Consider the following 23017-nt stretch of genomic DNA (forward strand, 5'->3'; position numbering starts at 1 on the left):
GCTCCTTTTAGTGAGGTGTATGCGTGGCTTTGACGTGGGAAAGACTACGGTGCAGGTGAAGCGTGGTGGCGGCCTCGGCCAGCCGCGGGTTGCCGGCGGCGATCGCCTCGGCGATGGCGGCGTGCTCGGCGGCGGCGGCGGTCAGCCGGGCGGCGTCGTCGGCGGCCAGGCGCCGGACGCGCACGAGGTGGACGCGGAGGCTGCGCATGGCCTGGGCGAGGTACGCGTTGGAGATGGCTGCGTCGATGGCAGCGTCCAGCCGCCCGACGAGTTCGTAGTACTCATGGAGGGCCGGGTCCTCGCCGCCGATCAGTTCCGGGGCCTGGAGCAGCTCGTGCCGGAGCTGGTCGAAGGTCGCCCGGTCGCCGCGCTCGGCGGCCAAGGCGGCGGCCTTCCCTTCGAGGGTTTCACGCAATTCGAACAGTTCGTCGATGTCGTCCAGGGAAATATCGGTCACGACGACGCCGCGGCCGCCCGCCGTCGTCGTCAGCCCTTCGGCCGTGAGCCGGCTCAGGGCCTCGCGCAGCGGGGTGCGCGAGATGCCGAGACGCTCCGACTGTTCCACCTCCGCGAGGACCGTGCCGGGCAGGAGACGCCATTCGATGATGTCGTCGCGCAGTGCCGCGTAAGCCTTGTCGCTGGCGCGCATCCTGCCTCCTTCGTTGCTGAGCCCTTTGGGGGTGGCCACAAACCAGTGTATACACGCAAGGGCACTTTGCCCAGTAGTCGGTGGATAGAGTGCAGAAATTGGCCATGCTTGTATACATAACCCTTGTGGTGCCCGTCCGCCACGGTTTACCATGGGCTGCATCACACCGTCGTGGACAGGATGTATCTCATGGTCACCAAGAGCTACCGGGACGCCTACAAACGTAGCCTCGAACAGCCCGCAGAGTTCTGGCTGGACGCTGCCCGGGGGATCTCCTGGTCCACCGGGCCCCAGCAGGCCCTCGATGCCAGCAGGGCGCCGCTCTACGACTGGTTTCCCGACGGAGTCCTGAACACGTCCTACAACGCGCTCGACCGGCACGTGGCGGAGGGCAGGGGCGCACAGGACGCCCTGATCTACGACTCCGCCATGCTCGGCACGCAGAAACGCTTCAGCTATGCCGAACTGACGGAGCTGGTGGCACGGTTCGCCGGTGTCCTACGCCGCAGCGGGGTCGGCAAGGGCGACCGTGTGGTGATCTACATGCCGATGATCCCCGAGGCCGCCATCGCGATGCTGGCCACGGCCCGGCTCGGCGCCGTGCACTCCGTGGTGTTCGGCGGCTTTGCCCCGAAGGAGCTGGCCGCCCGCATCCGGGACGCCGCCCCCGCAGCCGTGGTGACGGCGTCGGGCGGTATCGAACCCTCGCGCCGGATTGAATACCTGCCCGCCGTCGCGGAGGCCCTCGGCATCGCCGGCGCCCCGGACACCCCGGTGCTGGTCAAAGCCAGGGAAGACTTCGCCGCGTCGGTGACCGACCACCCCGGGTGGCTCGACTGGGACACTGAGATGGCGTCCGCCGAGCCCGCCGCGCCTGTCGATGTGAAGGCGTCCGATCCCCTCTACATCCTCTACACCTCGGGCACCACGGGAACGCCGAAGGGCGTGGTGCGGGACAACGGCGGCCATGCCGTGGCCCTGAGCTGGACCATGGCGAACATCTACGACGTCGCCCCCGGCGACGTCATGTGGACGGCCTCGGACGTCGGCTGGGTCGTGGGGCACTCCTACATCGTGTACGGGCCGCTGCTGGCCGGTGCCACCACGGTGCTGTACGAGGGAAAGCCGGTGGGGACCCCCGACGCCGGCGCATTCTGGCGGGTGATCCGGGACCACAAGGTCAACGTGCTGTTCACCGCGCCCACCGCTCTGCGGGCCATCCGGAAAGCCGACCCCGAGGCGCAGCTGCTCAAGAACTACGACATCTCCAGCCTGCGCACGCTCTTCGCCGCCGGCGAGAGGCTGGACACCGACACCTTCCACTGGGCCTCCCGGATCCTCGGCGTCCCCGTGGTGGACCACTGGTGGCAGACCGAGACGGGCTGGGCCATCTGTGCCAACCCGCGCGGCCTGGACGGGCTGCCGATCAAGGCAGGATCGCCCAGCGTCCCGATGCCCGGCTTCAGGCTCAACGTCGTCGACGGCGGGGGCGAGGACGTCGAGGCCGGCACGGAAGGAAACATCGTCCTGGAACTGCCGCTCCCGCCGGGCACCCTGACCACGCTCTGGCGCAACGACGAACGCTACATTTCCTCCTACCTCCAGGCATTCGAGGGCTACTACGCCACGGGCGACTCGGGCTACCGGGACGAGGACGGCTATCTCTTTGTCATGGGCCGCACCGATGACATCATCAACGTCGCCGGACACCGGCTCTCCACCGGCGCTATGGAACAGGTGATCGGCCAGCACCCGGCCGTCGCCGAATGCGCCGTGATCGGCCTCGCCGACCCGCTCAAGGGCCAGCGCCCCAGCGGCTACGTGGTCCTCAAATCCGGGGTCGACATACCGGAAGAGATCCTGGTCAAGGACCTCATCGCCCTGGTCCGGAGGGACATCGGCGCCGTGGCCGACTTCAAGCACGTCACCGTGGTGGAAGCCCTGCCCAAGACCCGCTCCGGAAAGATCCTGCGCAAGACCATGCGCCAGATCGCCGACGGCGACGACTACGTGGTGCCGTCCACGATTGAGGACGCCGGCGTGATTGACCGGCTGCTGGGCACCCTGCGCCCCGCCGCCGCCGACTGACGGGCTAGTCCCGCGTCACGCAGGGCAGGCTTTTGGGCTCCTCCGCAGGCCCTTCGTAAGGCACGAGGGCGGGAATCCGCCGTCGTGCCGAAATAGCCATCCCGAAACTCTGCGCTGCGTGACGCCCGGTGGGGGAGTGGCCGCGGGGCAGTGCTGGTTATGGCCGCGCCGCTGACGACGGCGGGCGGTTCCAGCGGTATTCGTTCTCCGGGCGGCCGGGAGTGCCGTACCGCGCGGCGCGGGATACTGTTCCGGCGTCGGCAAGGTACTCAAGGTAGCGCCGCGCGGTGACCCGGGACATGCCGAGCGCCGCCATGACCTCGCTGGCTGACACCGCCCCGGACTGCCGTGAGATGAAGTCCTTGACGGATTCCAGCGTGGAGACGGACAAACCCTTGGGCAGCGACACTTCGGAGGGGGCCCGCAGGCTCGCAAATGCCTGGTCCACATCACTTTGGGAGGCCCCGGCCCCGGGCTTTCCCGTCCGGGGGCCGGCGAGCTGTTCCCGGAACAGCCGGTAGCTGGCGAGTTTGTCCGCGAACGTGGCGTAGGTGAAGGGCTTGATCAGGTACTGGACCACGCCCGTGGCCACCGCGCTGCGGACGATGTTCAATTCCCGCACGGCGGTGATGGCGATGATGTCCGCGAAGAGGCCGGCCGCCCGCATCCGTCGTGCGATGTCCAGCCCGTGCAGGTCGGGGAGGTTCATGTCCAGCAGCACCAGCTCCACCGGGTTGCCTGCCGCCGCGAAGTCCGTGAGCAGGCGCAGGGCGGACTGCCCGTCGGGCGCGGTTCCGGCCAGGGTGAAACCGTCAAGCCGCTCGATGTAGGCGGCGTGCGCCGCGGCGGCGATGGGCTCGTCTTCGACGACGAGCACCCGGATGTCGCTCATGGCTGTTCCTCTGTTGTGACCGGCAGTGTTGTGACCGGCAGCGTGACGCGGAATAGGGCTCCGGCCGGGCTGGTGATTGTCATCGTACCGCCCAGTCGATGCACGGCCTGGCGGACCAGGGCCAGGCCCAGGCCCCGCCCGAAGGGTCCCGGCGTCTTCGTGCTGAAGCCGTGCCGGAAGACGTCGTCCACGGCCGCGGGGTCAATTCCCGGGCCGCTGTCCTCCACCGTGATCTCGAGGGCGGCCCCGGTGGTCACGACGGACAGCTCCACGAGCCTGGGAGGCGGTGCCTCGGCCGCGGCGTCGATCGCGTTGTCCAGCAGGTTCCCCAGGATAGCCACGAGGTCCTGCACGGCGAGCCCCGTCACGGCCGTGGATCCGCCGGTATTGAGGGTCAGTTCGACGCCGCGTTCGTGCGCTTCGGCCGCCTTGCCCATGATCAGGGCGCCGAGTACCGGCTCCTCGATGGAACCCACCAGGTCATCGGTCAGGCGCTGGCTCAGTTCCAGGTCCTTCGTGGCGAAGTCCAGTGCCTCGGGGGCCCGCCCCAGTTCCATCAGGGAGACGATCGTGTGGAGCCGGTTGGCGTGCTCGTGGGTCTGGGCGCGCAGGGCGTCTGAGAGCGTGCGCATCGTTTCCAGTTCGCTGCCGAGGGATTCAATTTCGGTCCGGTCCCGGATGGTGGCCACCGTCCCGTAGACGTGTGCGCCGTGGACCGAGCCGCCGACAGCCGCTCTCCGCTGGCGGCCCGCGGCCGATGCAGGGCCCACCGCCGGTCCCTGGTTCACCACCAGGACCCGGGATCCGGTCAGGTGGATCTCATCGAGGGCGGTCCGTCCTGATTCGAAGAGTTCCTTGAGGCTGGGTGCAAGCGGCAAATCCGAAAGGGACGGCGCCGTCTGGCGCCCGCGTCCTGCGGTGCCGGCAGCGGGATTGCCATCGGAAGACTGCTTAGGCAGCCCCAGCAGCTCGGCGGCCTGGTCGTTGTACATCACCACTTTGCCCTTCGGATCGATCAGGATCACGCCCTCACGCACCGAATGCAGCACCGATTCGTAGTAGGCGAAGAGCTGGCCCAGTTCCTCAGGACCCCAGCCTCGTGTCACGCGGCGCAGGTACCGCCCCAGGAGCCACGACGCCACAGAACCGACGACCAGCAGTGCCAAGGCAATGGCCAGCAACGCCGGCAGCCTGCTGGAGACCGCCACATCCACCGTCCGGACGGTCACGCCCGCGGCCACGAGCGCCCGGACCTTGCCGTCGGCATCCTTGACCGGGGCGATCGTGCGCACCGACGGACCGAGGGTGCCGGCCACCACCTCCGTGAACACCCGGCCGCTGAGGGCCTCATCGATCGACCCGATATAGGCCTTGCCCAGTTCCTCGTCCCGGGGATGCGTCCACCGGGTCCGGTCCGGCGCCATGATCGTGATGAAATCCGCGTCGGCATCATTCATGACCTTCAGGGCATACGGCTGGAGCAGGGCGGACGGGTCGGCGGCGCTCGCCGCCTGCACGACGAAGGGAGCGTCCGCCACGGCGGTGGCAATGCCTTCCATCCGGCGTCCGGCCTCGTCGTAGGCGTGATCGCGGGCGTCGACGAAGGTGGCGGTTCCCACGATCGCCGTCAGCGCCACGATGAACAGCAGTTGGGCCACAAACAGCCTCCGCGCGATGCTCCAGCGGTGGATCATCAACACCTTCCATGACCAATATGAACGCAAGGGTGATGTGCGTCACCCCGTCAACAATGATGGGTTACACACACGAATGGCCGCGAGGACCACAGCCGGGACCGCGCGAAAGTCCAGCCTATCCAAGGAGAACACCATGGCCTCTCAACGAGGAGAGTCAGTAGCACCGGCGGCAACGCCAGCCAAGAAGCGCAAGGGGCTCGACAAGTCCCACTACCTCTACATTGCAGTCATCGTCGCCGTGATCGCAGGTGCCCTTGTCGGACTGCTGTTCCCCGAGGCCGCCAAATCCCTCAAGCCGCTGGGCGACGGTTTCATCAAACTCATCAAGATGATGATCGGCCCGGTGATCTTCTGCACCATCGTCCTAGGCATCGGCTCGATCGCCAAGGCCGCCACCGTCGGCAAGGTCGGCGGCCTGGCCCTCATTTACTTCATGGTGATGTCCACCTTCGCCCTGGCCATCGGCCTGGTCGTCGGTAACCTGATCCATCCGGGCGCGGGCCTCAATCTCGCCCCCTACGATCCGAACAAGAAGGTGGCCGTCGACAGCACCGTCGACTTCCTGCTGGGCATCATCCCGGGCGACATCCCCGTCCTGCCGACCCTCCTCGCCGCGATCCTGGTGGGCTTCGCCCTGCAGAAGATGGGCCCGCAGGGAGCCCCGATCCTCAAGGCCGTCGGCTACGGACAGGCCCTGGTGTTCCGCATCCTCATCATGATCATGTGGCTGGCCCCGGTCGGCGCCTTCGGCGCGATCGCCTCCGTCGTCGGTGCTACCGGCGTGCAGGCCATCTTCAGCATGTTCACGCTCATGGCCGCCTTCTACATCACCTGCGCACTGTTCATCGTGGTGATCCTCGGTGGCCTGCTCAAGGTGGTCGCAGGCGTCAACATCTTCCGGCTCATGAAGTACCTGGCCCGTGAGTACCTGCTGATCTTCTCCACCTCCTCCTCCGAAGCTGCGCTGCCCCGCCTGATCGCGAAGATGGAACACCTCGGTGTGTCGAAGCCGGTCGTGGGCGTGACGGTTCCCACCGGCTACTCCTTCAACCTGGACGGCACGGCCATCTACCTGACCATGGCCTCGCTCTTCGTCGCCAACGCCATGGGCACGCCCCTGGACCTGGGCGCACAGATTTCGCTGCTGATCTTCATGATCATCGCCTCCAAGGGTGCCGCCGGTGTCACCGGTGCCGGTCTCGCCACCCTGGCCGCCGGACTGCAGGCGCATGCCCCGCAACTGCTCGGCGGCGTGGGCATGATCGTGGGCATCGACCGCTTCATGTCCGAGGCCCGGGCACTGACCAACTTCACCGGCAACGCCGTGGCCACCGTGCTGATCGGCACCTGGGTCAAGGAGATCGACGGCGGCCGGGTGGACCGCGTGCTTGCCGGTGCCGAGCCGTTCGACGAAGAGACCATGATCGCCGGCCACGGCCCGGCCCGGGAGCCGCAGGCCGAACCCGCCCCGGCCGCCCCGGCCTACGCGTAGCCGGGTACGCCTGACCCGCCAATCACGGAATACTGCCCGGACGCCCACCAGCATCCGGGCAGTTTCTTTGCCGTTGCAGACCGGGGTCCCGCCGCGGCGGGCCGGCGCCCCGTTCGAGGCGTCCATGCCATTTCCGGCACCAACCTTCGACTTCTACCGGAAGGTCAAGGCTCAGATGACGGCGGTTGTCAAGGTCCGCCGAATACCGTGTCGGGCGCTGTAACCTTGGGAGGAAACACGCTCGGCTCCGGAGCCTAGTCCGGGAGCTTGGCGAGCAATACCGAGCACGACAATCACCGTCATCGAAAGTGTGGATAGATACGTGAGCAGCGAACAGGGTTCAGCAACTCTGGAAGGCACCGAACTCGATCTGGAAGACGCCGTCATGGGCCCCACCGGGCGCCCCCAACGCGACTTTCCGGAGCCCGCGCCGCTGTCCTCCCACGGCCCTGCGCGGGTCATCGCCATGGTGAACCAGAAGGGCGGAGTGGGTAAAACCACGTCCACCATCAACCTCGCCGCCGCCCTGGCCGAATACGGCCGCCGCGTGCTCCTGGTGGACTTCGATCCGCAGGGCGCCCTGTCCGCAGGCCTGGGCACCAACCCGCACGAACTCGACCTCACCGTCTACAACGTGCTGATGGACCGCAAGGTGGACATCCGCGACGCCATCCAGAAGACCGGCGTGGAGAACGTGGATCTGCTGCCGGCCAACATCGACCTCTCCGCCGCCGAAGTGCAGCTGGTCAACGAGGTCGCCCGCGAGCAGGTCCTGGACCGTGCACTGAAGAAGGTGGAGGACGACTACGACGTCGTCCTGATCGACTGCCAGCCCTCGCTCGGGCTCCTGACGGTCAACGCGCTCACCGCCGCCCACGGCGTCATCATTCCGCTGATCTGCGAATTCTTTGCCCTGCGCGCCGTCGCGCTGCTCGTGGAAACCATCGACAAAGTCCAGGACCGCCTCAACCCGCGCCTGCAGGTGGACGGCGTCCTCGCCACGATGTACGACGCCCGGACCCTGCACGGCCGCGAGGTGATCGCGCGCCTCGTCGAGGCTTTCGGCGACAAGGTCTTCGAAACCGTCATCAAGCGCTCCATCAAGTTTGCCGACGCCACGGTGGCGGCCGAACCCATCACCACCTACGCGGGCAACCACGTCGGTGCTGACGCCTACCGCCGCCTGGCCAAAGAGCTGATTTCGCGCGGCGGCGCGCCCTAGCCAGGAACATGGCAGGCGCCTTCTCTCCGCCAGCGGAGCTCGACATGCCCGTGGAACCCGCGGATCCGGCAGTTGCTGACGTCCCGGAAGCTGCTGAGGTCCCGGACGGGCCCGCCGGGAAGAAGCCCGGATTCGAAGTGCGCCTGGCTAACTTCACCGGTCCCTTCGACCTCCTGCTCGGCCTGATCTCCAAGCATCAGCTGGACATCACCGAGGTGGCGCTGTCCACCGTCACTGACGAATTCATCAAGTACATCAGGGGCCTGCAGCGGCTGGGGGAGGAGTGGGCCCTCGATGAGGCCAGCGAATTCCTGGTGATTGCGGCCACCCTCCTTGACCTCAAGGCGGCCCGGCTGCTGCCCGCGGGCGAGGTCGAGGACGAGGAGGACATCGCCCTGCTGGAGGCCCGCGACCTCCTGTTCGCGCGGCTGCTGCAGTACAAGGCCTTCAAGCAGGTGGCCGGCATGATCGGCTCGACCCTCGAGCTCGAAGCCCGGCGCTTCCCCCGGCAGGTCGCCCTGGAGGGGCACTTCGCGGCCCTGTTGCCGGAACTGCTCTGGCGGCACACCCCGGAGCAGTTCGCCGGTTTGGCCGAAGCCGCCCTCAAGCCCAAGGAAGCGGCCCCCACTGAAGTGGGCCTGGCGCACCTGCACGGCGCGCCCGTGAGCGTCAAGGAACAGGCCGAGCTGCTGGGAAACAGGCTGCGGCTGGGCACGCCGCTGACGTTCCGGGCGCTGATCGCCGACGCCGAATCCACCCTAGTGGTGGTGGCGCGGTTCCTGGCGCTGCTGGAGCTGTTCCGCGACCGCGCAGTGGGCTTTGACCAGCTGCTGCCGCTCGGGGACCTGACCGTGCACTGGACGGCCGATTCCCACGGGTGGAGCAGCGAAAATCTGAGTGAAGAATATGAGGACCAGCCGTGAACGAACGACTCCCTGAGGCGCCACGGGGCGAAGCCGAAGACGCCGGACTGGACGCGGGACACGAAGCCGGGCCGGACACGGGACCCGACGTCGCCAGCCTGCCCGGCGGCGCCCGCGCGGCCCTCGAAGCTGTCCTGATGGTGATCGACGAGCCGGCCACCCCCACGGCCCTGGCGGCCGGACTGAACCTGACGGTCGACGTCGTCGACTCCCTGCTGGCTGAACTGCAGCGGGAGTATAACGGCTATACTGTTAATGCCCCGGATACGGACGTCGCCAGCCAGACCAGCACCAACACCAGTAGTAACACTGGCAACACTGACGGCAATGCCGCCCCCCGGGGTTTTGAATTGCGGAATATCGCCGGAGGCTGGCGGATCTATTCCCGTGCGGAGTTCGCCGAGATCGTGGGTGGGTTCGTGCTGGAAGGCCAAACAGCCAGGCTGACGCAGGCGGCGCTCGAAACGCTCGCCGTCATCGCTTACCGCCAGCCCGTTTCAAGGGCGCGGGTGTCTGCAATTCGAGGAGTCAATGTTGACTCTGTCGTGCGGACGCTGACGCAGCGGGGGCTGATCGAGGATTCGGGAACCGATCCCGAATCCGGAGCAATCCTGTACCGGACGACATCGTATTTCCTTGAGCGGATGGGAATCGGCTCGCCGGCTGAATTGCCGCAGCTTTCCCCCCACCTTCCAGGCCTGGAAGGCATCGAGGAGTTTTACGACGCAGGAAGAATGTAAGCAGTATCAGTGCAGGCAAACGCCTGCACACGAGTATCGACCGGGCAGAACAATTTGCCCGGCCGGCGGGTGTTGTCGGGAGACAGCGGCCGCAGGCCACCAACGTAAGGACGGGTCATGACACAGGCGGGACGCCAGGGTTCACCACGTAACAGTTCGGGACGCAACAGCGCCGGACAAAGCAAGACCGGCCAGGGCGGCACCGGCCGCGGTCCGGTCCAGGGCGGCGCACCGCGCGCAGCCGGCGGCAAGGGAGGCCGTGACTTCTCCAAGGGCGGCGGCGACCGCCCCTTCAAGCACCCCAAGCCTCGCGAAGAGGCCTTCATCGATCCGGACCTGCAGGCTCCCGGCGCCCCGGCGTCCCGGCCGGCCTCCGGTGACTGGAAGTCGAAGGGCCCGACCGGCACGGGCGCGGCCCGCAAGCCCGGAGCCCGGAAGCCCGGTTTCGGCAAGGAGCCCGGCACTCCCGGTGCACTGAAGCCCAAGCCGCGCACCGGGGCCGCCAGGGCTGCCGGCCCCCGCGCCTTCGGCAGCGAACGTTTCGGCCAGAACCTCGGACCGGTGCGTAAGCCCGCCCGCAACCGGGGACCGCGCCGTGAGGTGCCGCAGTCTGAGCTGCATGACGCCGACGGCATTCGCCTGCAGAAGGTCATGGCCTCCGCCGGCGTCGCCTCGCGGCGCGTATGCGAGGAAATGATCGCCGAAGGCCGCGTCGAAGTCGACGGCCACGTCGTCACCGAGCTCGGTATGCGCGTTGACCCGAAGACCGCCGTGATCCACGTCGACGGCCTGCGCATCCAGCTGGACGAGAACATGGTCTACATGGTCTTCAACAAGCCCAAGGGCGTTGTCTCCACCATGGAGGACCCGGACGGCCGCCCGTGCGTCAGCGACTTCGTGCGCAACCACCATGGCGAACGCCTCTTCCACGTGGGCCGTCTCGACGTCGCCACCGAAGGGCTGCTGCTCCTGACGAACGACGGCGAACTCGCCAACCGCCTGACGCACCCCTCCTACGAAGTCCCCAAGACCTACCTCGTGCAGGTCCGCGGTCCGTTCCCGCAGGGCATTGGCGCCGAACTCAAAGCAGGCGTCGAGCTCGAAGACGGCATCGCCTCGGTGGATTCCTTCAAGCTCGTTGACTCGACTCCGGGCCACGTGCTGATTGAGGTCGTGCTGCACTCAGGCAAGAACCGGATCGTCCGGCGCATGTTCGACGCTGTCGGCTTCCCCGTGCTGCGCCTGGTCCGCGTCAAGGTTGGTCCCATCGGGCTGGGCGACCAGCGCCAGGGCAGCATTCGCAACCTCGGCAAGCAGGAAGTCGGCCACCTCCTGGCATCTGTGGGGCTGTAGGCATGTCCGCCTTTCGCATGCACGGCCGCGGACACCTCAACGGTCCGGTGGTCGTTCTGGGCGCCGGGCTCCTGGGCACCAGCATCGGGCTGGGGCTGCGGGGGCGCGGCGTTGCCGTGTTCCTCTCGGATCCCTCGCCCACCAACCAGGCCGTCGCCGTCGACATCGGCGCCGGCCTGCCATTGGCGCGCCTTGACGGGGAACAGCCGGAGCTCGTCGTGGTGGCTGCGCCGCCGGACGTCACGGCCGACGTCGTCGCCAAAGCGCTGCAGGACTACCCGAACGCCGTCGTGGTGGACATCGCGAGCGTGAAGGCAGGCATCCTGGCCGACCTCCGCGGCCGGGGTGCCGACCTGGGCCGCTACGTGGGTACCCACCCGATGGCCGGCCGCGAGAAATCCGGCCCCGTCGCAGCCCGCGGCGAGCTGTTCACATCCATGCCGTGGGTCGTGTGCCCGGCGGAAGAAACGCTGCCGGAGTCCCTGCAGGTGGCGCGTGCTCTGGCCGTCGATCTTGGCGCCGTCGTGTCCGAATTCGCCGCCGACGAACATGACGAAGCCGTGGCGCTGGTGTCCCACCTGCCGCAGGTGATGTCCTCGCTCGTGGCCAGCCGCCTGCAGGGCACCCCCCTGCACGCGCTGTCCCTGGCCGGAAACGGCCTGCGGGACGTCACCCGGATCGCCGCGAGCGATCCCACGCTCTGGGTCCAGATCCTGGGTGCGAACGCGGACAAGGTGGTTGCGATCCTGCACGGGGTCCGCGAGGACCTCAACCGGCTGATCGCCACGCTGGAGGCACCGACCGCCCCCGGCGCCCGGCTGGACCTTGCCCAGCTGATCAGCGAAGGCAATGCCGGCCAGTCCCGGATTCCAGGCAAGCATGGCGGACCCCCGCAGGCCTACTCGTGGCTGACGGTCCTGGTGGACGACACGCCGGGCCAGATCGCGAAGCTCTTGACGGAGATCGGCGAGATCGGCGTCAACGTCGAGGACCTCCGTCTCGACCACTCCTCGGGACAAAACGTGGGTATGGTGGAAATTTCCGTCCTGCCGAACAAGCACGACCTCCTGATAGAAGCCCTTAACGACCGTGGATGGCGGGTACTCCAGTAATGACCCAGGAACTCATCGAGACAGTGACCGTGGTCCGACCCGGAAAAAGCCTTGTGGTCGCCATCGACGGACCCTCTGGTTCCGGCAAGTCCAGCGTCAGCAAAGAGGTGGCCCGACGGCTCAAGCTGGCTTACCTCGACACCGGCGCGATGTACCGCGCCCTGACATGGTTCTGCCTGCAGAACGGCATGGACCTGGAGGACCGCGCCGCGGTGGAGGCCGCATCCAAGGCCCTGCCGCTGGAGGTCAGCACGAGCCCCCAGGAAGAATATGTCCGCGTGGGCGGTGACGACGTCACGCTCGCCATCCGTGAGCCCGCCATTTCCGCCGCTGTCAGCGCCGTCGCCACTACCCTTGGCGCGCGCACGGAACTGATCCGCCGGCAGCGCGAACTGATCGAAAAGCATCACCGCCGCATGGTGGTGGAGGGCCGGGACATCACCACCGTCGTTGCGCCCGGGGCCGAGGTGCGGATGCTGCTCACCGCCAGCGAAGAAGCGAGGCTGCGCCGCCGCGGCATCCAGCTGGGCGGGAGCCAGAATGCCGAGCAGCTGGCGGCCCAGGTCACCCGCCGTGACGCCAAGGATTCCACTGTGGTGAACTTCACCACGGCCGCCGACGGCGTAGTCACCCTGGATTCCTCGGACCTGGACTTTGACGAGACGGTTCAGGCCGCCCTCGACATCGTGGACACCGTCATCAACCACCCGGCCGTCAAGCCAAGCGGCGTCCAGCCAAATAGCGTCCAGCACAGGGCCGCCCACGGTGACTGACGGGCGCACCGGAACGCCGGCGACACTGCAGGCCTCCGTGCCCGGCCGCTGGACGACGGCGTGGAGCCGGCCCGTGGGCTGGCTCCTGGATCACATCGTCTACCGCACCTCGGTGACGGGCCGGTCCAACGTCCCGGCCACCGGCCCTGTGATCTTTGCAGGCAACCACATCAGCTTCCTCGACGGGCCCGTCATGTTCGGCGCCTCGCCCCGGGCCATGCACATCCTCGTCAAGCAGGAGATGTTCACCGGGTTCGTCGGCCGGGTACTCACGGCGTCGGGCCAGCTGCCCGTCGACCGCCGCGGCGGCCGTGCGGCGCTGACCGCCGCCCGGAGCCTGCTCGACGCCGGACGGTGCGTGGGGATTCTGCCCGAAGGCACGCGGGGGAGCGGTGCGGCGGCCGCGATCAACAACGGCGTCGCCTGGCTGGCGCTCAACTCCGGCGCCACCGTTGTGCCCGTGTCGATCCTGGGCACAAGGATTGATGGCGAACACCTGGACAGTGTTCCCGCACCCCGCCGCCGGCTGCACGTCAGCTTCGGCGGGGCCATCAACGTCAGCCGCAGGCCCGGTGAGACCGGGCGTGTTTCAATGGACAGGGCGGGAACCGAAATCCGGGCCGCGCTGGCCCGTCATGTCCAGGACTCGATCCAAAGAACCGGGCAGACCTTGCCCCACGCGGAATCCCCGCACCAACGTCATGAAGCAGTAGCCGGGACGCCGGCAGATCACCACCTAAGGAAAGTGCAATGAGCGATACGACTCAAACCTCCGGCAATTTCGGCGCCGGCGAAGACGAATACACGCCCACCGGCACCGACCAGGTGGCTGAGCACCTCGCCGCCCTGGACGACGATGAGGCGGAGCTCCGCGCCGCCTCCCTCCGGGCCGGCCTGGACGACTACGAGCTGGACGAGGACGATGCCGCCCTGCTGAGCGGCCACTTCGACGACGAGGACTTTGACGGTCCGGTCAAGCTCGATCCCGTCCTGGCCATCATCGGCCGGCCCAACGTCGGCAAGTCCACCCTGGTCAACAGGATCCTGGGCCGCCGCGAGGCGGTCGTCGAGGACACCCCCGGCGTCACCCGCGACCGCGTCATGTACTCGGCGCACTGGAACGGCCGCAACTTCACCGTGGTGGACACCGGCGGATGGGAACACGACGCCCGCGGCATCCACGCCCGCGTGGCAGAGCAGGCCGAGATGGCCGTGGAACTTGCGGACGCCGTCCTGTTCGTCGTCGACTCGGCCGTGGGCGCAACCGCCACCGACGAAGGCGTCATGAAGATGCTGCGCAAGTCGAAGAAGCCGGTCATCATGGTGGCCAACAAGGTCGACGACTTCGCGCAGGAAGCCGACTCCGCAACCCTCTGGGGCCTCGGCTTCGGCGAACCGTACCCCGTCTCGGCCCTGCACGGCCGCGGCGTGGCCGACCTCCTGGACCACGTCATGGACACCCTCCCGGAGTTCTCCACGATCGAAGGCCTCGAGCGCTCCGGCGGACCCCGGCGCGTCGCCCTCATCGGCCGCCCGAACGTCGGCAAGTCTTCCCTGCTGAACAAGCTCGCCGGTTCCGAGCGTGTGGTGGTGGACAACACCGCCGGCACCACCCGCGACCCGGTCGATGAGTTCATCGAACTCGGCGGACGTACGTGGCGGTTCGTGGACACCGCCGGCATCCGGCGGCGCCAGCACATGGCCCAGGGTGCCGACTTCTACGCCTCCCTGCGGACGCAGAGCGCGCTCGAAAAGGCCGAGGTCGCCGTCGTGCTCCTGGCCGTGGATGAAGTGCTCAGCGAGCAGGATGTGCGCATCCTGCAGCTCGCCATCGAATCCGGCCGCGCTCTGGTGCTCGCCTTCAACAAGTGGGACCTCCTCGACGACGAACGCCGCCGGTACCTGGAACGCGAAATCGAGCAGGACCTCGCGCACGTGGCCTGGGCCCCGCGCGTCAACATCTCCGCCAAGACCGGCTGGCACAAGGACCGGCTGGTCCCGGCCCTGGACACCGCCCTGGAAAGCTGGGACAAGCGCATTCCCACCGGACGCCTCAACGCGTTCCTCGGCGAACTCGTGGCAGCACACCCGCACCCGGTCCGCGGCGGCAAGCAGCCCCGCATCCTGTTCGGCACACAGGCTTCCAGCCGGCCGCCGAAGTTCGTGCTCTTCACCACCGGATTCCTGGATCCCGGATACCGCCGCTTCATCACCCGACGGCTCCGCGAGACCTTCGGTTTCGAGGGCACGCCGATCGAAGTGAACATGCGTGTGCGCGAAAAGCGTGGCAAGAAACGTTAATTCCGACACACCTTGCCGTGACAGCGCGAAATTGTCACAGGCACCCTCCGGGATCGTGTAAGCTTTTGGAGGTGGTTCGGCCGGACTGCTTGGAAGAAATCATGGAGATAATCCAGGAGGAATTCCCGGCGGAGAACGGTGGAACCAGCGGGCTGTAGCGCAGCTTGGTAGCGCACTTGACTGGGGGTCAAGGGGTCGCAGGTTCAAATCCTGTCAGCCCGACCAACAGAAACCGCTCCATCACTGGGAAGTAACCTGGTGGTGGGGCGGTTTTTTCTTTGCCCTCAAGCCGTAATGGGGGCTTGTGTGTGCAGTGTGTGTGCACGGACCTTTTTTGCCGGCACCAAAGCCGCCGCATTCTCCGCCGCATTGCGTGATGCTGAGCCGATCAGATGGCCGTAGATATCCGAGGTGACACTGATGGAGCTGTGCCCCAAACGCTTCGACACAACGGCGATGTCGACCTCCGCGGCAAGCATCAGGGAAGCGTGCTCGTGCCGCTGCCCGTGGAAGGTCAACTTCGGCAGTTGAGCCTTCAAGCGAAGGCTGTCGAACAGCCTGGTGGCGTACTGAGGCTTCAGCGGCAACCCGTCATCCATGGTGAAGACATACCCGGACGCGGTATAGGCTTCCTGTCCCGCTTGCTGCTCAGCCGCTTGCTGGATCTGCCACCCGATCAAGGCCCCGACTGACCTGTCGTCAAGGTCCACGTACCGGGCGCCGGCTTCCGTCTTGGTGTCGTGCTCCAGAATGCGCCCCGCTGCTTGCACGCGGTTGTTTCGGATCGTGATGACCCTCTTGGTCAGGTCGATGTCAGTCCAGCGTAGGCCGATCAGTTCCCCGCGGCGCATTCCCGTGAACATGGCCAGCTCGAACAATGCACCCAGTCGGTGCTCAGCGGCGACGTCGAGGAACGCGCCCACTTGGGCGGGCTCCCAGATATCGACCTTGTGTTTCTGAACGGTGGGCAGTTCAAGCTCTGTAGCGGGGTTGTGGTCGATCCTGTGAGCCCGCGCAGCGGCCCGCAGGGAACCTTGCAGAACGGCGGCGATGCGACGGACCGTGACAGCCCCACGTCCGGCCTCAGACAGCCCGCTAAGGAACTCGTTCAGGTGGTAGCGCCGAATATCCGTCAGCACCATTCTGGACAGCGCAGAGGGCTTTATATCGTTGCGGATGTAGCGGGCATAGTTGTCGACAGTCGTCTCTTTCAAGCCCTTGCCCGTTGCGGCGTGGCGGGGGAGCCACTTGTCCAGGTACTCCCCGTACGTTTCCTTCGACGGCGGCACGTATGTGCCCTGGTCAACCTTGACCGCAACCTTATTTCGGGCCTCCCGCGCAGCCTTCTGCGTAGTGAATCCCGTCTTACGGAACTGCTGGCGCTTGCCCGTGGATGGATTGACCCCGCCGGCAACGTAGTAGCCCCAGGACCCGTGCTTAGGGTCCGACGCGAGCAGGGGACACCTACCGCCCAACTGCTTTTTGTTCTCGTCCCGGCACCCACAGCGCCGGAAAATGTCATTTGCCATAGTAACGGCCACCTTCTTCGAAAACACCGCTTTCCGGAGCGAAGTCGTCCTTGTGCCGGTAGACCAGGTAGGGCCGAGCCAATTCATCGCCCGAGTCTGCGGTCGGTTCTTTCAGCGCATCTCGTGCTGCCGCGATATCGGTCGGTAGGTCCGCTTCGAGTTGGCGACTGATAAATTCTTCGGACGGGTGCTCGTAGATCCAGATGGGACTGCCTTCCTCATGTGTTAGCTGATTTCCCTCTTCATCGAGTGAGGGGTGGCTGTAGCTCAACTGCTCATACAGTCTGTTCCGATGGAATTTCGTAGCGCTGTCCAGCTGTTCTTGGAGTCTCTGGGCCATCTCGGGGCTATCGCTGGCCACGCGACGGACATTTTCTATCAGCGACTCATATTCCCGTCTCACGTGCTGAGCTATCTTGAGCACCCTTTCCGCTGCGTTGAAGTCCCGCCATGCCGCAGAAAGCCCTGCGTCCTGACTCTCCCCTCCCCAAAGCGACTCAACGGGGACCCCGAAGATGGCGGCGTAGGCAACCATCTCGGCGATGCTCACCTTTCGCCCGGACTTCTCTGATTTTTGTATTGCGCTCGGGTGGATCGTCACGCCGTGTGCCTTCATACGGTCGGCCAAGGCTTCGTATGTCAGTCCGGATTCCGTGCGGTGTCGGGCGATGGCGGTCGCGACCATTTCTTCCGGGCTTGGTTTTCCAAGTGTGCTCATAGTCCCTACTTCATCGGTTTTTCGATTTCGGAAAAAGTCTATGCGGAAACGGGTTGCACTTCAAGGGCATCCGGGTTAACGTTGAGATATGAGGTTACGCGATTACGGAAAATGCGAAACCCAAAAAGAAATGGAGGGCGGCAATGACCGTCGCAATGTCACAAGAGGTCCAGGGCATCCTCAGTAAGGCCACCGTCACGGTTGAGGAACTCGCGAAAGTCTTGGTAATCGGCCGCCGACAGGCCTACGAAGCTGTTAACCGTGGTGACATCCCCAGCATTCGACTCGGGCACCGCATCCTGATCAGTACCCGGGTGGTCAATCAGATCCTCGACGCCGGCACGGTTCCTAATCAGGCCGCGTGATGGCAACCACCGTCCGCAGCACCACAGGTACGTCGCCGCTGATCTTCGATGTGATCAGCCCGGACCGAGTCCTCATCATTCTTGAGGACGAATCCCAGCAGGTATACCGGATGGCCGACCTCCGGGCAGCACTCGGCATCGAGTCGGCAGCCGTTGCTTGGTCTTCTGGCTACTGGCGCGGCACTTCACACACAGGGCCGCTGACAGACGCCATCGTCGAAGCAAAGAACCCGTACACCGTCTAAGGATTCCTGCCCGCTTCACTGGGAGGCGAGCATACGAAAAAACGGCCCCGAACTTGGCAATTTGCGCTGCCAAAATTCAGGACCGTCTACAGAACTACCAACTACCACGAAGATAGGTCTCAAAATGTCTAACTCCACTGTACTGAACAACGCTGAAGAAGTCACGTCTGCCAAGCGCCTGACCATGGAGCAGGCACAGGCACTCTATGGACTGATCGCGACTTTCCGTCCCGACTGGGACCGTAGCGCCGTCCTCCGGCAGATGCAGATCACGGCACTCTACGGCCCGCTGGAAGCCCACGAAGTTGCCGTTGCTTTCATTACCGCAGCCGCGACAGTCAAGCCCTTCGAAGAACTCACGTTCCCCGGCGTCGACCCGCTGCGAAACCAGAACAGCTGACCAACCGCGCAGCCGGCCATGGACTGAGCAGAGACCATGGCTGGCACACCGGCAGAACACCAACACAGCAACGCCATCCGACCCGCAAACCCTCAGCACTAGGACACACTGTGACCCTCAACGACTCTCCGCTCAGCCAGGCGGCCAACGCAACCACCAAAGCCGGTGAACGCTAATGACCGTGCGTCCCGTACTTGAAATCGACCTTCGCCAGTTCACTAAGCCAGGCGACAAGATCCCGAATTATGCCGCACTGTCGCGCAAGCTCTCAGGCTTCGACCTTCCCGGTGGCACAGCCATCAACCTCCGCGTCTACGGATACGAGGTCTTCGAGGAGAACCTCGTTGACTGGATTCGGCCAGACCTTCACATTCAGCCGTGCAGTGCCGACTGGGCCAATGCGATGGAGTGGACCCGCGCGATCTACCGCCTACAGCGCGGTGAGGCCGCGTGACCGAAACCGTAGAAGCCGTACAGCCATCATGGGCACCCATCGACCTCACATCGGTATTGGATGGCACGTACAAGGTTCAGCCGCCCACCTTCATGCTCCGCACTGACTCCGCGGCGCTCCTGTACCCGGCAAAGGTCCACAGCGTCCATGGAGAGTCGGAGTCCGGAAAATCCATGCTCATGCACGCCGTAACCGCCCAGGAGCTGCAAGCGCAGCGCGACGTCCTATTCATCGACTTCGAATCCGACCAGGGGACAGTCGGCAACCGCCTCCTCATGCTTGGCGCCAGCGCAGACAACATCCAGAACCACCTCAGCTACGTCCGGCCCGATTGCAGCCCCTTCGGCATGATGGAGGAACTCGCATCCTGGCACAGCATGCTTGCTCGGCGGTTCTCCCTCGCAGTCATCGACGGAGTCACGGAAGCCTTCACCGTCTTCGGAGTCAAGAGCATCGATAACGACGAGGTGTCCTCCTGGGGGCGCATGGTGCCCCGTCAGATCGCCGAACGCACCGGGGCAGCCGTCGTAGTCATCGACCACGTCACCAAAGACTCAGAAGGCCGCGGACGGTTCGCCATCGGAGCACAAGCCAAGATGAGCTACCTCACCGGAGCCTCATACAGCGTCGAAGTCATCCAACCTCTCGGCGTCGGCATGGCCGGCAAGCTCGCAATCCGCATCGGCAAGGACAGGCCCGGACTCGTCCGACCCCATGGGGGAGCGTGGCGTAAATCAGACCGCACCCAAGAAGTGGCTGTAGCCCTGATCGACTCCACGGACCGCAAGACCATCCGATACGTGCTCGTGCCGCCCGGAGAAGTCGCAGAGAGCCCCAAGGTTGTCCGCCACGAGGAACTGATGCTCAACATCTCGCAGGCTGTCATTGATTCACCCACCGCCCCAAGCTTCCGCAACCTCGACTCCATCGTCCGCGGCAAACAAGAAGACAAGCGAGCAGCCATCACGGAACTCGTAAACACCGGCTACCTCGTCACAAGCAACGGACCGCGCAACGCGACACTTCACCACTCAGTGAAGCCCTACGCCACGGATACACACGAGCTCAAAAAAGCAGTGTGACCGTATCTCTCCTAAAGAGGGGAGAGAGAGATACAGACACTCAACGTATCCCAGATACACACGGGATACACCGGGATACACAGACCGAAAGGACACCCAAAATGCCCCACCAAAACACCAACACCACAACAGCAAGAGCCGCAAAGGAAAGGGCCGGACGGCTGAGCCTCGACTGCTTGGCTGTCCGCTCAAATGCCGCGCACGAGATCCGAGCCTGCTTTAGTGCTGGATCGACTGCACTCACAACTGCACACACAGGGGTAAAACCGCAGGTCAGAGGCTCGCGACTTGATATGGCATCAAGGGGCCTCAAGTGAGTGCCGGCGTGATGACCGACGCCGAACTCCTGAGCTTCTACCGCTTCCAGGCAACGCACTACCGGAACCTCGCACTCCGCTACCACCAGGAGCTACAGGCGGCCAGGAACGTCCCCGAGTCCCACAAGGGCAGGACCATCACTTACTCAGACCCCACCGGCAACCGTGCCGCCGCGCACGCAGACAAGGAACGCTAATGCCTTACGACTACACACCGCGCCAGCTCGAAACGTGGGACTGGCCAGCACAGGCCGCAGCGTGGCGACTGAAGGCAGAGCACGCCCAGCGCGAGACGAAGTACTGGAAGGGCGTAGCCGCGGCACTACAGACGCGCATGGCAGATGGGGGAGGTGCGCACGATGACGGCGCCGGGTTCTGATTTTGGCATCCACCGCATGCATTTCCTTAGTAACCCTGCGTTGGCCGGTCTGACCGATGACTTCCGCGACATGGGCGTCATCGTTGGTACCGCCGCAGAGAGCGGCGCCAAGGCAACGCTGCTGGTCGATCATGAGTACGCGGTGACGGCTCTTACAGCCGTGCGCAGCCTCGAAGGTCACATCTCGCTCTCTGCTCTCGCTGTTCGGTGGATACGTGCCGGGTGGCCTGAGGAGTGGGGTGCCGACCTAGACCCGTCATGGGTCCAGGTTTACCCCGCGGGGGGTGGGCTGTGAAGGCGCCCGATGGGTGGGTGCCGGAGTTCCCGGGCCAGCGTCCCCCGTTCCAGCCCGGTCATGAGCTGAGCATGAAGCACGGTGCGGGCAGTCCTCGGAAGCGTGACCCTATCGCACAGGCGCTCGCCGCTGAGCTGCTGCTGGATGAGGCGGTGGCCTACCTACGGGCACCCCGCTACGCCGCGGCTGTGCAGGCGTGGGCTGTCGCTGAGGCGAAGTGCGCCCTGATCTCAACCTGGTGCGACTCCATGCCGATTGAAGTTGCCGCTAGTTCACCCAAACCGGGTACCAGCGCGCCTCTTGAGCTGCTGCGTAAGTGGGAGACGACGGCACAGAGTCACCGGTCCCGTCTGGGGCTGGACCCCTTATCAGCGGCCCGGTTGGGCTTGAGTGTGGCGCAGACCCGACAGGCTGACACGGCAACCGCGCTGACGCTGATGCGTGAGGACTTTGAACGTTCGATGAAGGGGGAAGTCGTTGACGACGACAAGTGAGTTGAGCCCGGCTACAGATCCGGGGGCGTTCGGTGTGCAGGTGCTTGGGCGCCCGTTGTGGCCTCACCAGTTGGAGGTGGCGAGGTCTACGGCCCGTTACCGGGTGATCTGTGCCGGGCGCCAGGTGGGGAAGTCCACGACTCTGTCGACGGTGGCGCTGTTCGAGGCGGCGACTCGACGGAATATCACGGTGTTGCTGGTGTCGGCGGGTGAGGTGGCTTCGAGGCGGCTCTTGGAGGAGTGTCAGACGCTCGCTCACGGTTCGCCGTTGCTGGGTGGTTCGGTGTTGGATGATTCGAAGTCGTTGCTGACGTTGTCGAACGGGTCCCGCATTATCAGTGTGCCGGCGTCGTCGCGTCAGATCCGTGGCTGGCCTGTTGATGTCCTGATTCTGGATGAGGCGGGGTTCATTGATACGGAGATTTGGCGGGCTGCTGAGCCGGCGATCATTGCCCGTCCGGGGTCGCGGGTGATTCTGGTTTCTACGCCGTGGGGTGGTGTGGATCATTTCTTCCGGGCTTTGTGGCAGCGGGGGATGGATCATCCGGATGATCAGGTGGAGTCGTGGCATTGGCCGTCGTCGGTGAGCCCTCTGGTTGATGCTGGGCTGTTGGAGCAGATCCGACAGCGCGAGTCTGCGGAGTATTTCCGGCGCGAGTTCCTTGCTGAGTGGACTGACGACGCCGGTTCGTACTTTTCTGAGGCCGAGATCATGAACGCAGTCGCGGATTATCAGATGTGCCCCCCGGAGGACCTTGAGTCGTGGCTGGATCGTCCTTTTGCGGCTGCTGCCGGGCTTGACTGGGGCTTTGCTCAGGACGCGTCGGCTATGGCGCTGGTGTCGGTCCTGGAGGATTACGGGACTAACCGGGATTTGTTGGGCGACGGGCTTGCTTTGTTCATTCCGTGGCTTGAGGTCCGGCATGGGTGGCCGTACAGCCGTTTCATTGACCGGGTCGTTGAGACTGCGGGGAAGTACTACCTGAAGGTTGTTGCTTCGGAGGTCAACGGCCCTGGGGAGCCCGTGACGCAGAACTTGCGGGAACGTGCGGCGGCGGCGCGTCGGGATTGCAACGTGTTCAAGGTTTGGACGGATAACCGGCGGAAGATGTCGGGTTTTTCGAAGATCAAGGTCTTGTTGCAGCGGAATGAGTTGGTGTTGCCGCGGGAGCCTGAGCTGTTGAAGCAGTTGCGGAGTCTGGAGTTCGAGCAGTTGCAGACGGGAAGTCTGCGGATTTCGGTTCCCGAGAGGGCCGGCCATGATGACGCTGTCATGGCGCTCATGCAGGCTGTGTCCAGTGTCGATATGCGCGGTGCCCTAAGGTCTTACGGCCCGTTTGGGGCGCTCCAGGGGGTTCCTGACGGGGTGGAGATGACGTCGACGAAGTCCGGGCTCATGGTCCCAGTTCGCCCGCGTCCTGTGAGGTTTCATCAGACGGCCTTTACATCGCCCACGGGTTCGGAAAAGGGCACTACGTGGTGACGGGTCGGATACCT

At 65.3% G+C, this 23017-nt stretch carries 25 protein-coding genes and 1 tRNA gene; 21 read left to right on the forward strand and 5 right to left on the reverse strand.

From position 1 onward, the window contains the following. Positions 1-7 precede the first annotated feature (7 nt). Positions 8-649, reverse strand: coding sequence for a GntR family transcriptional regulator (locus tag BLR03_RS19455; RefSeq protein WP_091255782.1), 642 nt, complete (start codon positions 647-649; stop codon positions 8-10). A 189-nt stretch (positions 650-838) separates the two neighbouring features. On the opposite strand from BLR03_RS19455, the gene BLR03_RS19460 reads away from it, so the two are divergent. Next, a complete protein-coding gene (locus tag BLR03_RS19460; protein WP_091255784.1) occupies positions 839-2737 on the forward strand; it encodes a propionyl-CoA synthetase in 1899 nt (632 codons plus the stop codon). A gap of 157 nt (positions 2738-2894) precedes the next feature. Here BLR03_RS19460 and BLR03_RS19465 read toward each other — a convergent pair whose 3' ends face one another. Together BLR03_RS19465 and BLR03_RS19470 are read right to left on the reverse strand one after the other, a co-directional pair. Beyond that, positions 2895-3629, reverse strand: coding sequence for a response regulator (locus tag BLR03_RS19465; protein WP_091255786.1), 735 nt, complete (start codon positions 3627-3629; stop codon positions 2895-2897). Beyond that, entirely contained in the window at positions 3626-5323 is a 1698-nt protein-coding gene (locus BLR03_RS19470) for a sensor histidine kinase (RefSeq protein WP_091255788.1), read from the reverse strand. The genes BLR03_RS19465 and BLR03_RS19470 overlap by 4 nt, the downstream gene beginning before the upstream one ends. Positions 5324-5459: 136 nt before the next feature. On the opposite strand from BLR03_RS19470, the gene BLR03_RS19475 reads away from it, so the two are divergent. The 10 genes from BLR03_RS19475 to BLR03_RS19520 all read left to right on the forward strand — a co-directional run bounded on the left by BLR03_RS19475 (position 5460) and on the right by BLR03_RS19520 (position 15467). Then, a complete protein-coding gene (locus BLR03_RS19475) occupies positions 5460-6818 on the forward strand; it encodes a cation:dicarboxylate symporter family transporter (RefSeq protein WP_091255790.1) in 1359 nt (452 codons plus the stop codon). Between the two features lie 322 nt (positions 6819-7140). Continuing rightward, on the forward strand, positions 7141-8040 hold the full coding sequence (locus tag BLR03_RS19480; RefSeq protein WP_018772307.1) for a ParA family protein: 900 nt from the start codon (positions 7141-7143) through the stop codon (positions 8038-8040). Positions 8041-8084: 44 nt separating this feature from the next. Beyond that, positions 8085-8963 carry a segregation and condensation protein A gene (locus BLR03_RS19485; protein WP_254788598.1) on the forward strand — a complete coding sequence of 293 codons (879 nt, stop codon included), beginning with the start codon at positions 8085-8087 and terminating at the stop codon, positions 8961-8963. A gap of 137 nt (positions 8964-9100) precedes the next feature. Further along, positions 9101-9703, forward strand: coding sequence for an SMC-Scp complex subunit ScpB (locus tag BLR03_RS19490; RefSeq protein ID WP_368086984.1), 603 nt, complete (start codon positions 9101-9103; stop codon positions 9701-9703). Between the two features lie 117 nt (positions 9704-9820). Next, positions 9821-11056, forward strand: a complete 1236-nt coding sequence (locus tag BLR03_RS19495; RefSeq protein WP_091255792.1) for a pseudouridine synthase — start codon at positions 9821-9823, stop codon at positions 11054-11056. Positions 11057-11058: 2 nt separating this feature from the next. Beyond that, on the forward strand, positions 11059-12168 hold the full coding sequence (locus tag BLR03_RS19500) for a prephenate dehydrogenase (protein ID WP_091255793.1): 1110 nt from the start codon (positions 11059-11061) through the stop codon (positions 12166-12168). Beyond that, positions 12168-12941, forward strand: a complete 774-nt coding sequence (gene cmk / locus BLR03_RS19505) for a (d)CMP kinase (RefSeq protein WP_254788599.1) — start codon at positions 12168-12170, stop codon at positions 12939-12941. Before BLR03_RS19500 ends, cmk begins: the two co-directional genes overlap by 1 nt. Before the next feature lie 73 nt (positions 12942-13014). Beyond that, positions 13015-13695, forward strand: coding sequence for a lysophospholipid acyltransferase family protein (locus BLR03_RS19510; RefSeq protein WP_091255796.1), 681 nt, complete (start codon positions 13015-13017; stop codon positions 13693-13695). Beyond that, positions 13692-15242: a ribosome biogenesis GTPase Der gene (gene der, locus BLR03_RS19515; protein ID WP_091255797.1), complete on the forward strand. Its 1551-nt coding sequence runs from the start codon at positions 13692-13694 to the stop codon at positions 15240-15242. Before BLR03_RS19510 ends, der begins: the two co-directional genes overlap by 4 nt. A gap of 148 nt (positions 15243-15390) precedes the next feature. Then, a tRNA-Pro gene (locus tag BLR03_RS19520) sits at positions 15391-15467 on the forward strand. A 59-nt stretch (positions 15468-15526) separates the two neighbouring features. Here BLR03_RS19520 and BLR03_RS19525 read toward each other — a convergent pair. Then, positions 15527-16771 carry a tyrosine-type recombinase/integrase gene (locus tag BLR03_RS19525; RefSeq protein ID WP_175460623.1) on the reverse strand — a complete coding sequence of 415 codons (1245 nt, stop codon included), beginning with the start codon at positions 16769-16771 and terminating at the stop codon, positions 15527-15529. Beyond that, entirely contained in the window at positions 16761-17489 is a 729-nt protein-coding gene (locus BLR03_RS19530; RefSeq protein ID WP_139184604.1) for a helix-turn-helix transcriptional regulator, read from the reverse strand. Before BLR03_RS19530 ends, BLR03_RS19525 begins: the two co-directional genes overlap by 11 nt. 143 nt (positions 17490-17632) lie before the next feature. Here BLR03_RS19530 and BLR03_RS19535 point away from each other — a divergent pair, with 143 nt between their 5' ends. The 10 genes from BLR03_RS19535 to BLR03_RS19580 all read left to right on the forward strand — a co-directional run bounded on the left by BLR03_RS19535 (position 17633) and on the right by BLR03_RS19580 (position 23003). Further along, positions 17633-17854: a helix-turn-helix domain-containing protein gene (locus BLR03_RS19535; RefSeq protein WP_091255803.1), complete on the forward strand. Its 222-nt coding sequence runs from the start codon at positions 17633-17635 to the stop codon at positions 17852-17854. Continuing rightward, positions 17851-18099, forward strand: a complete 249-nt coding sequence (locus BLR03_RS19540; protein ID WP_139184605.1) for a hypothetical protein — start codon at positions 17851-17853, stop codon at positions 18097-18099. The genes BLR03_RS19535 and BLR03_RS19540 overlap by 4 nt, the downstream gene beginning before the upstream one ends. A 124-nt stretch (positions 18100-18223) precedes the next feature. Next, the gene (locus BLR03_RS19545; protein WP_091255807.1) at positions 18224-18499 is read left to right on the forward strand and encodes a hypothetical protein; all 276 of its coding nucleotides are present in this window, start codon (positions 18224-18226) and stop codon (positions 18497-18499) included. Between the two features lie 181 nt (positions 18500-18680). After that, positions 18681-18953: a hypothetical protein gene (locus BLR03_RS19550; RefSeq protein WP_139184606.1), complete on the forward strand. Its 273-nt coding sequence runs from the start codon at positions 18681-18683 to the stop codon at positions 18951-18953. After that, positions 18950-20035, forward strand: coding sequence for an AAA family ATPase (locus BLR03_RS19555; RefSeq protein ID WP_139184607.1), 1086 nt, complete (start codon positions 18950-18952; stop codon positions 20033-20035). The genes BLR03_RS19550 and BLR03_RS19555 overlap by 4 nt, the downstream gene beginning before the upstream one ends. A gap of 313 nt (positions 20036-20348) precedes the next feature. Continuing rightward, entirely contained in the window at positions 20349-20549 is a 201-nt protein-coding gene (locus BLR03_RS19560; RefSeq protein ID WP_091255813.1) for a hypothetical protein, read from the forward strand. After that, complete coding sequence (locus tag BLR03_RS19565; protein WP_091255815.1) at positions 20549-20731, forward strand: hypothetical protein; 183 nt, start codon at positions 20549-20551, stop codon at positions 20729-20731. Before BLR03_RS19560 ends, BLR03_RS19565 begins: the two co-directional genes overlap by 1 nt. A 16-nt stretch (positions 20732-20747) precedes the next feature. Further along, positions 20748-21026, forward strand: coding sequence for a hypothetical protein (locus BLR03_RS19570; protein ID WP_139184608.1), 279 nt, complete (start codon positions 20748-20750; stop codon positions 21024-21026). Between the two features lie 71 nt (positions 21027-21097). Next, entirely contained in the window at positions 21098-21520 is a 423-nt protein-coding gene (locus BLR03_RS19575) for a hypothetical protein (RefSeq protein ID WP_091255820.1), read from the forward strand. Between the two features lie 103 nt (positions 21521-21623). Next, entirely contained in the window at positions 21624-23003 is a 1380-nt protein-coding gene (locus tag BLR03_RS19580; RefSeq protein WP_302846605.1) for a terminase large subunit domain-containing protein, read from the forward strand. Positions 23004-23017 lie beyond the last annotated feature (14 nt).

Origin of the sequence: Arthrobacter sp. ok909 (assembly GCF_900104405.1) — a bacterium.
Taxonomy (GTDB): Bacteria; Actinomycetota; Actinomycetes; order Actinomycetales; family Micrococcaceae; genus Arthrobacter; species Arthrobacter humicola.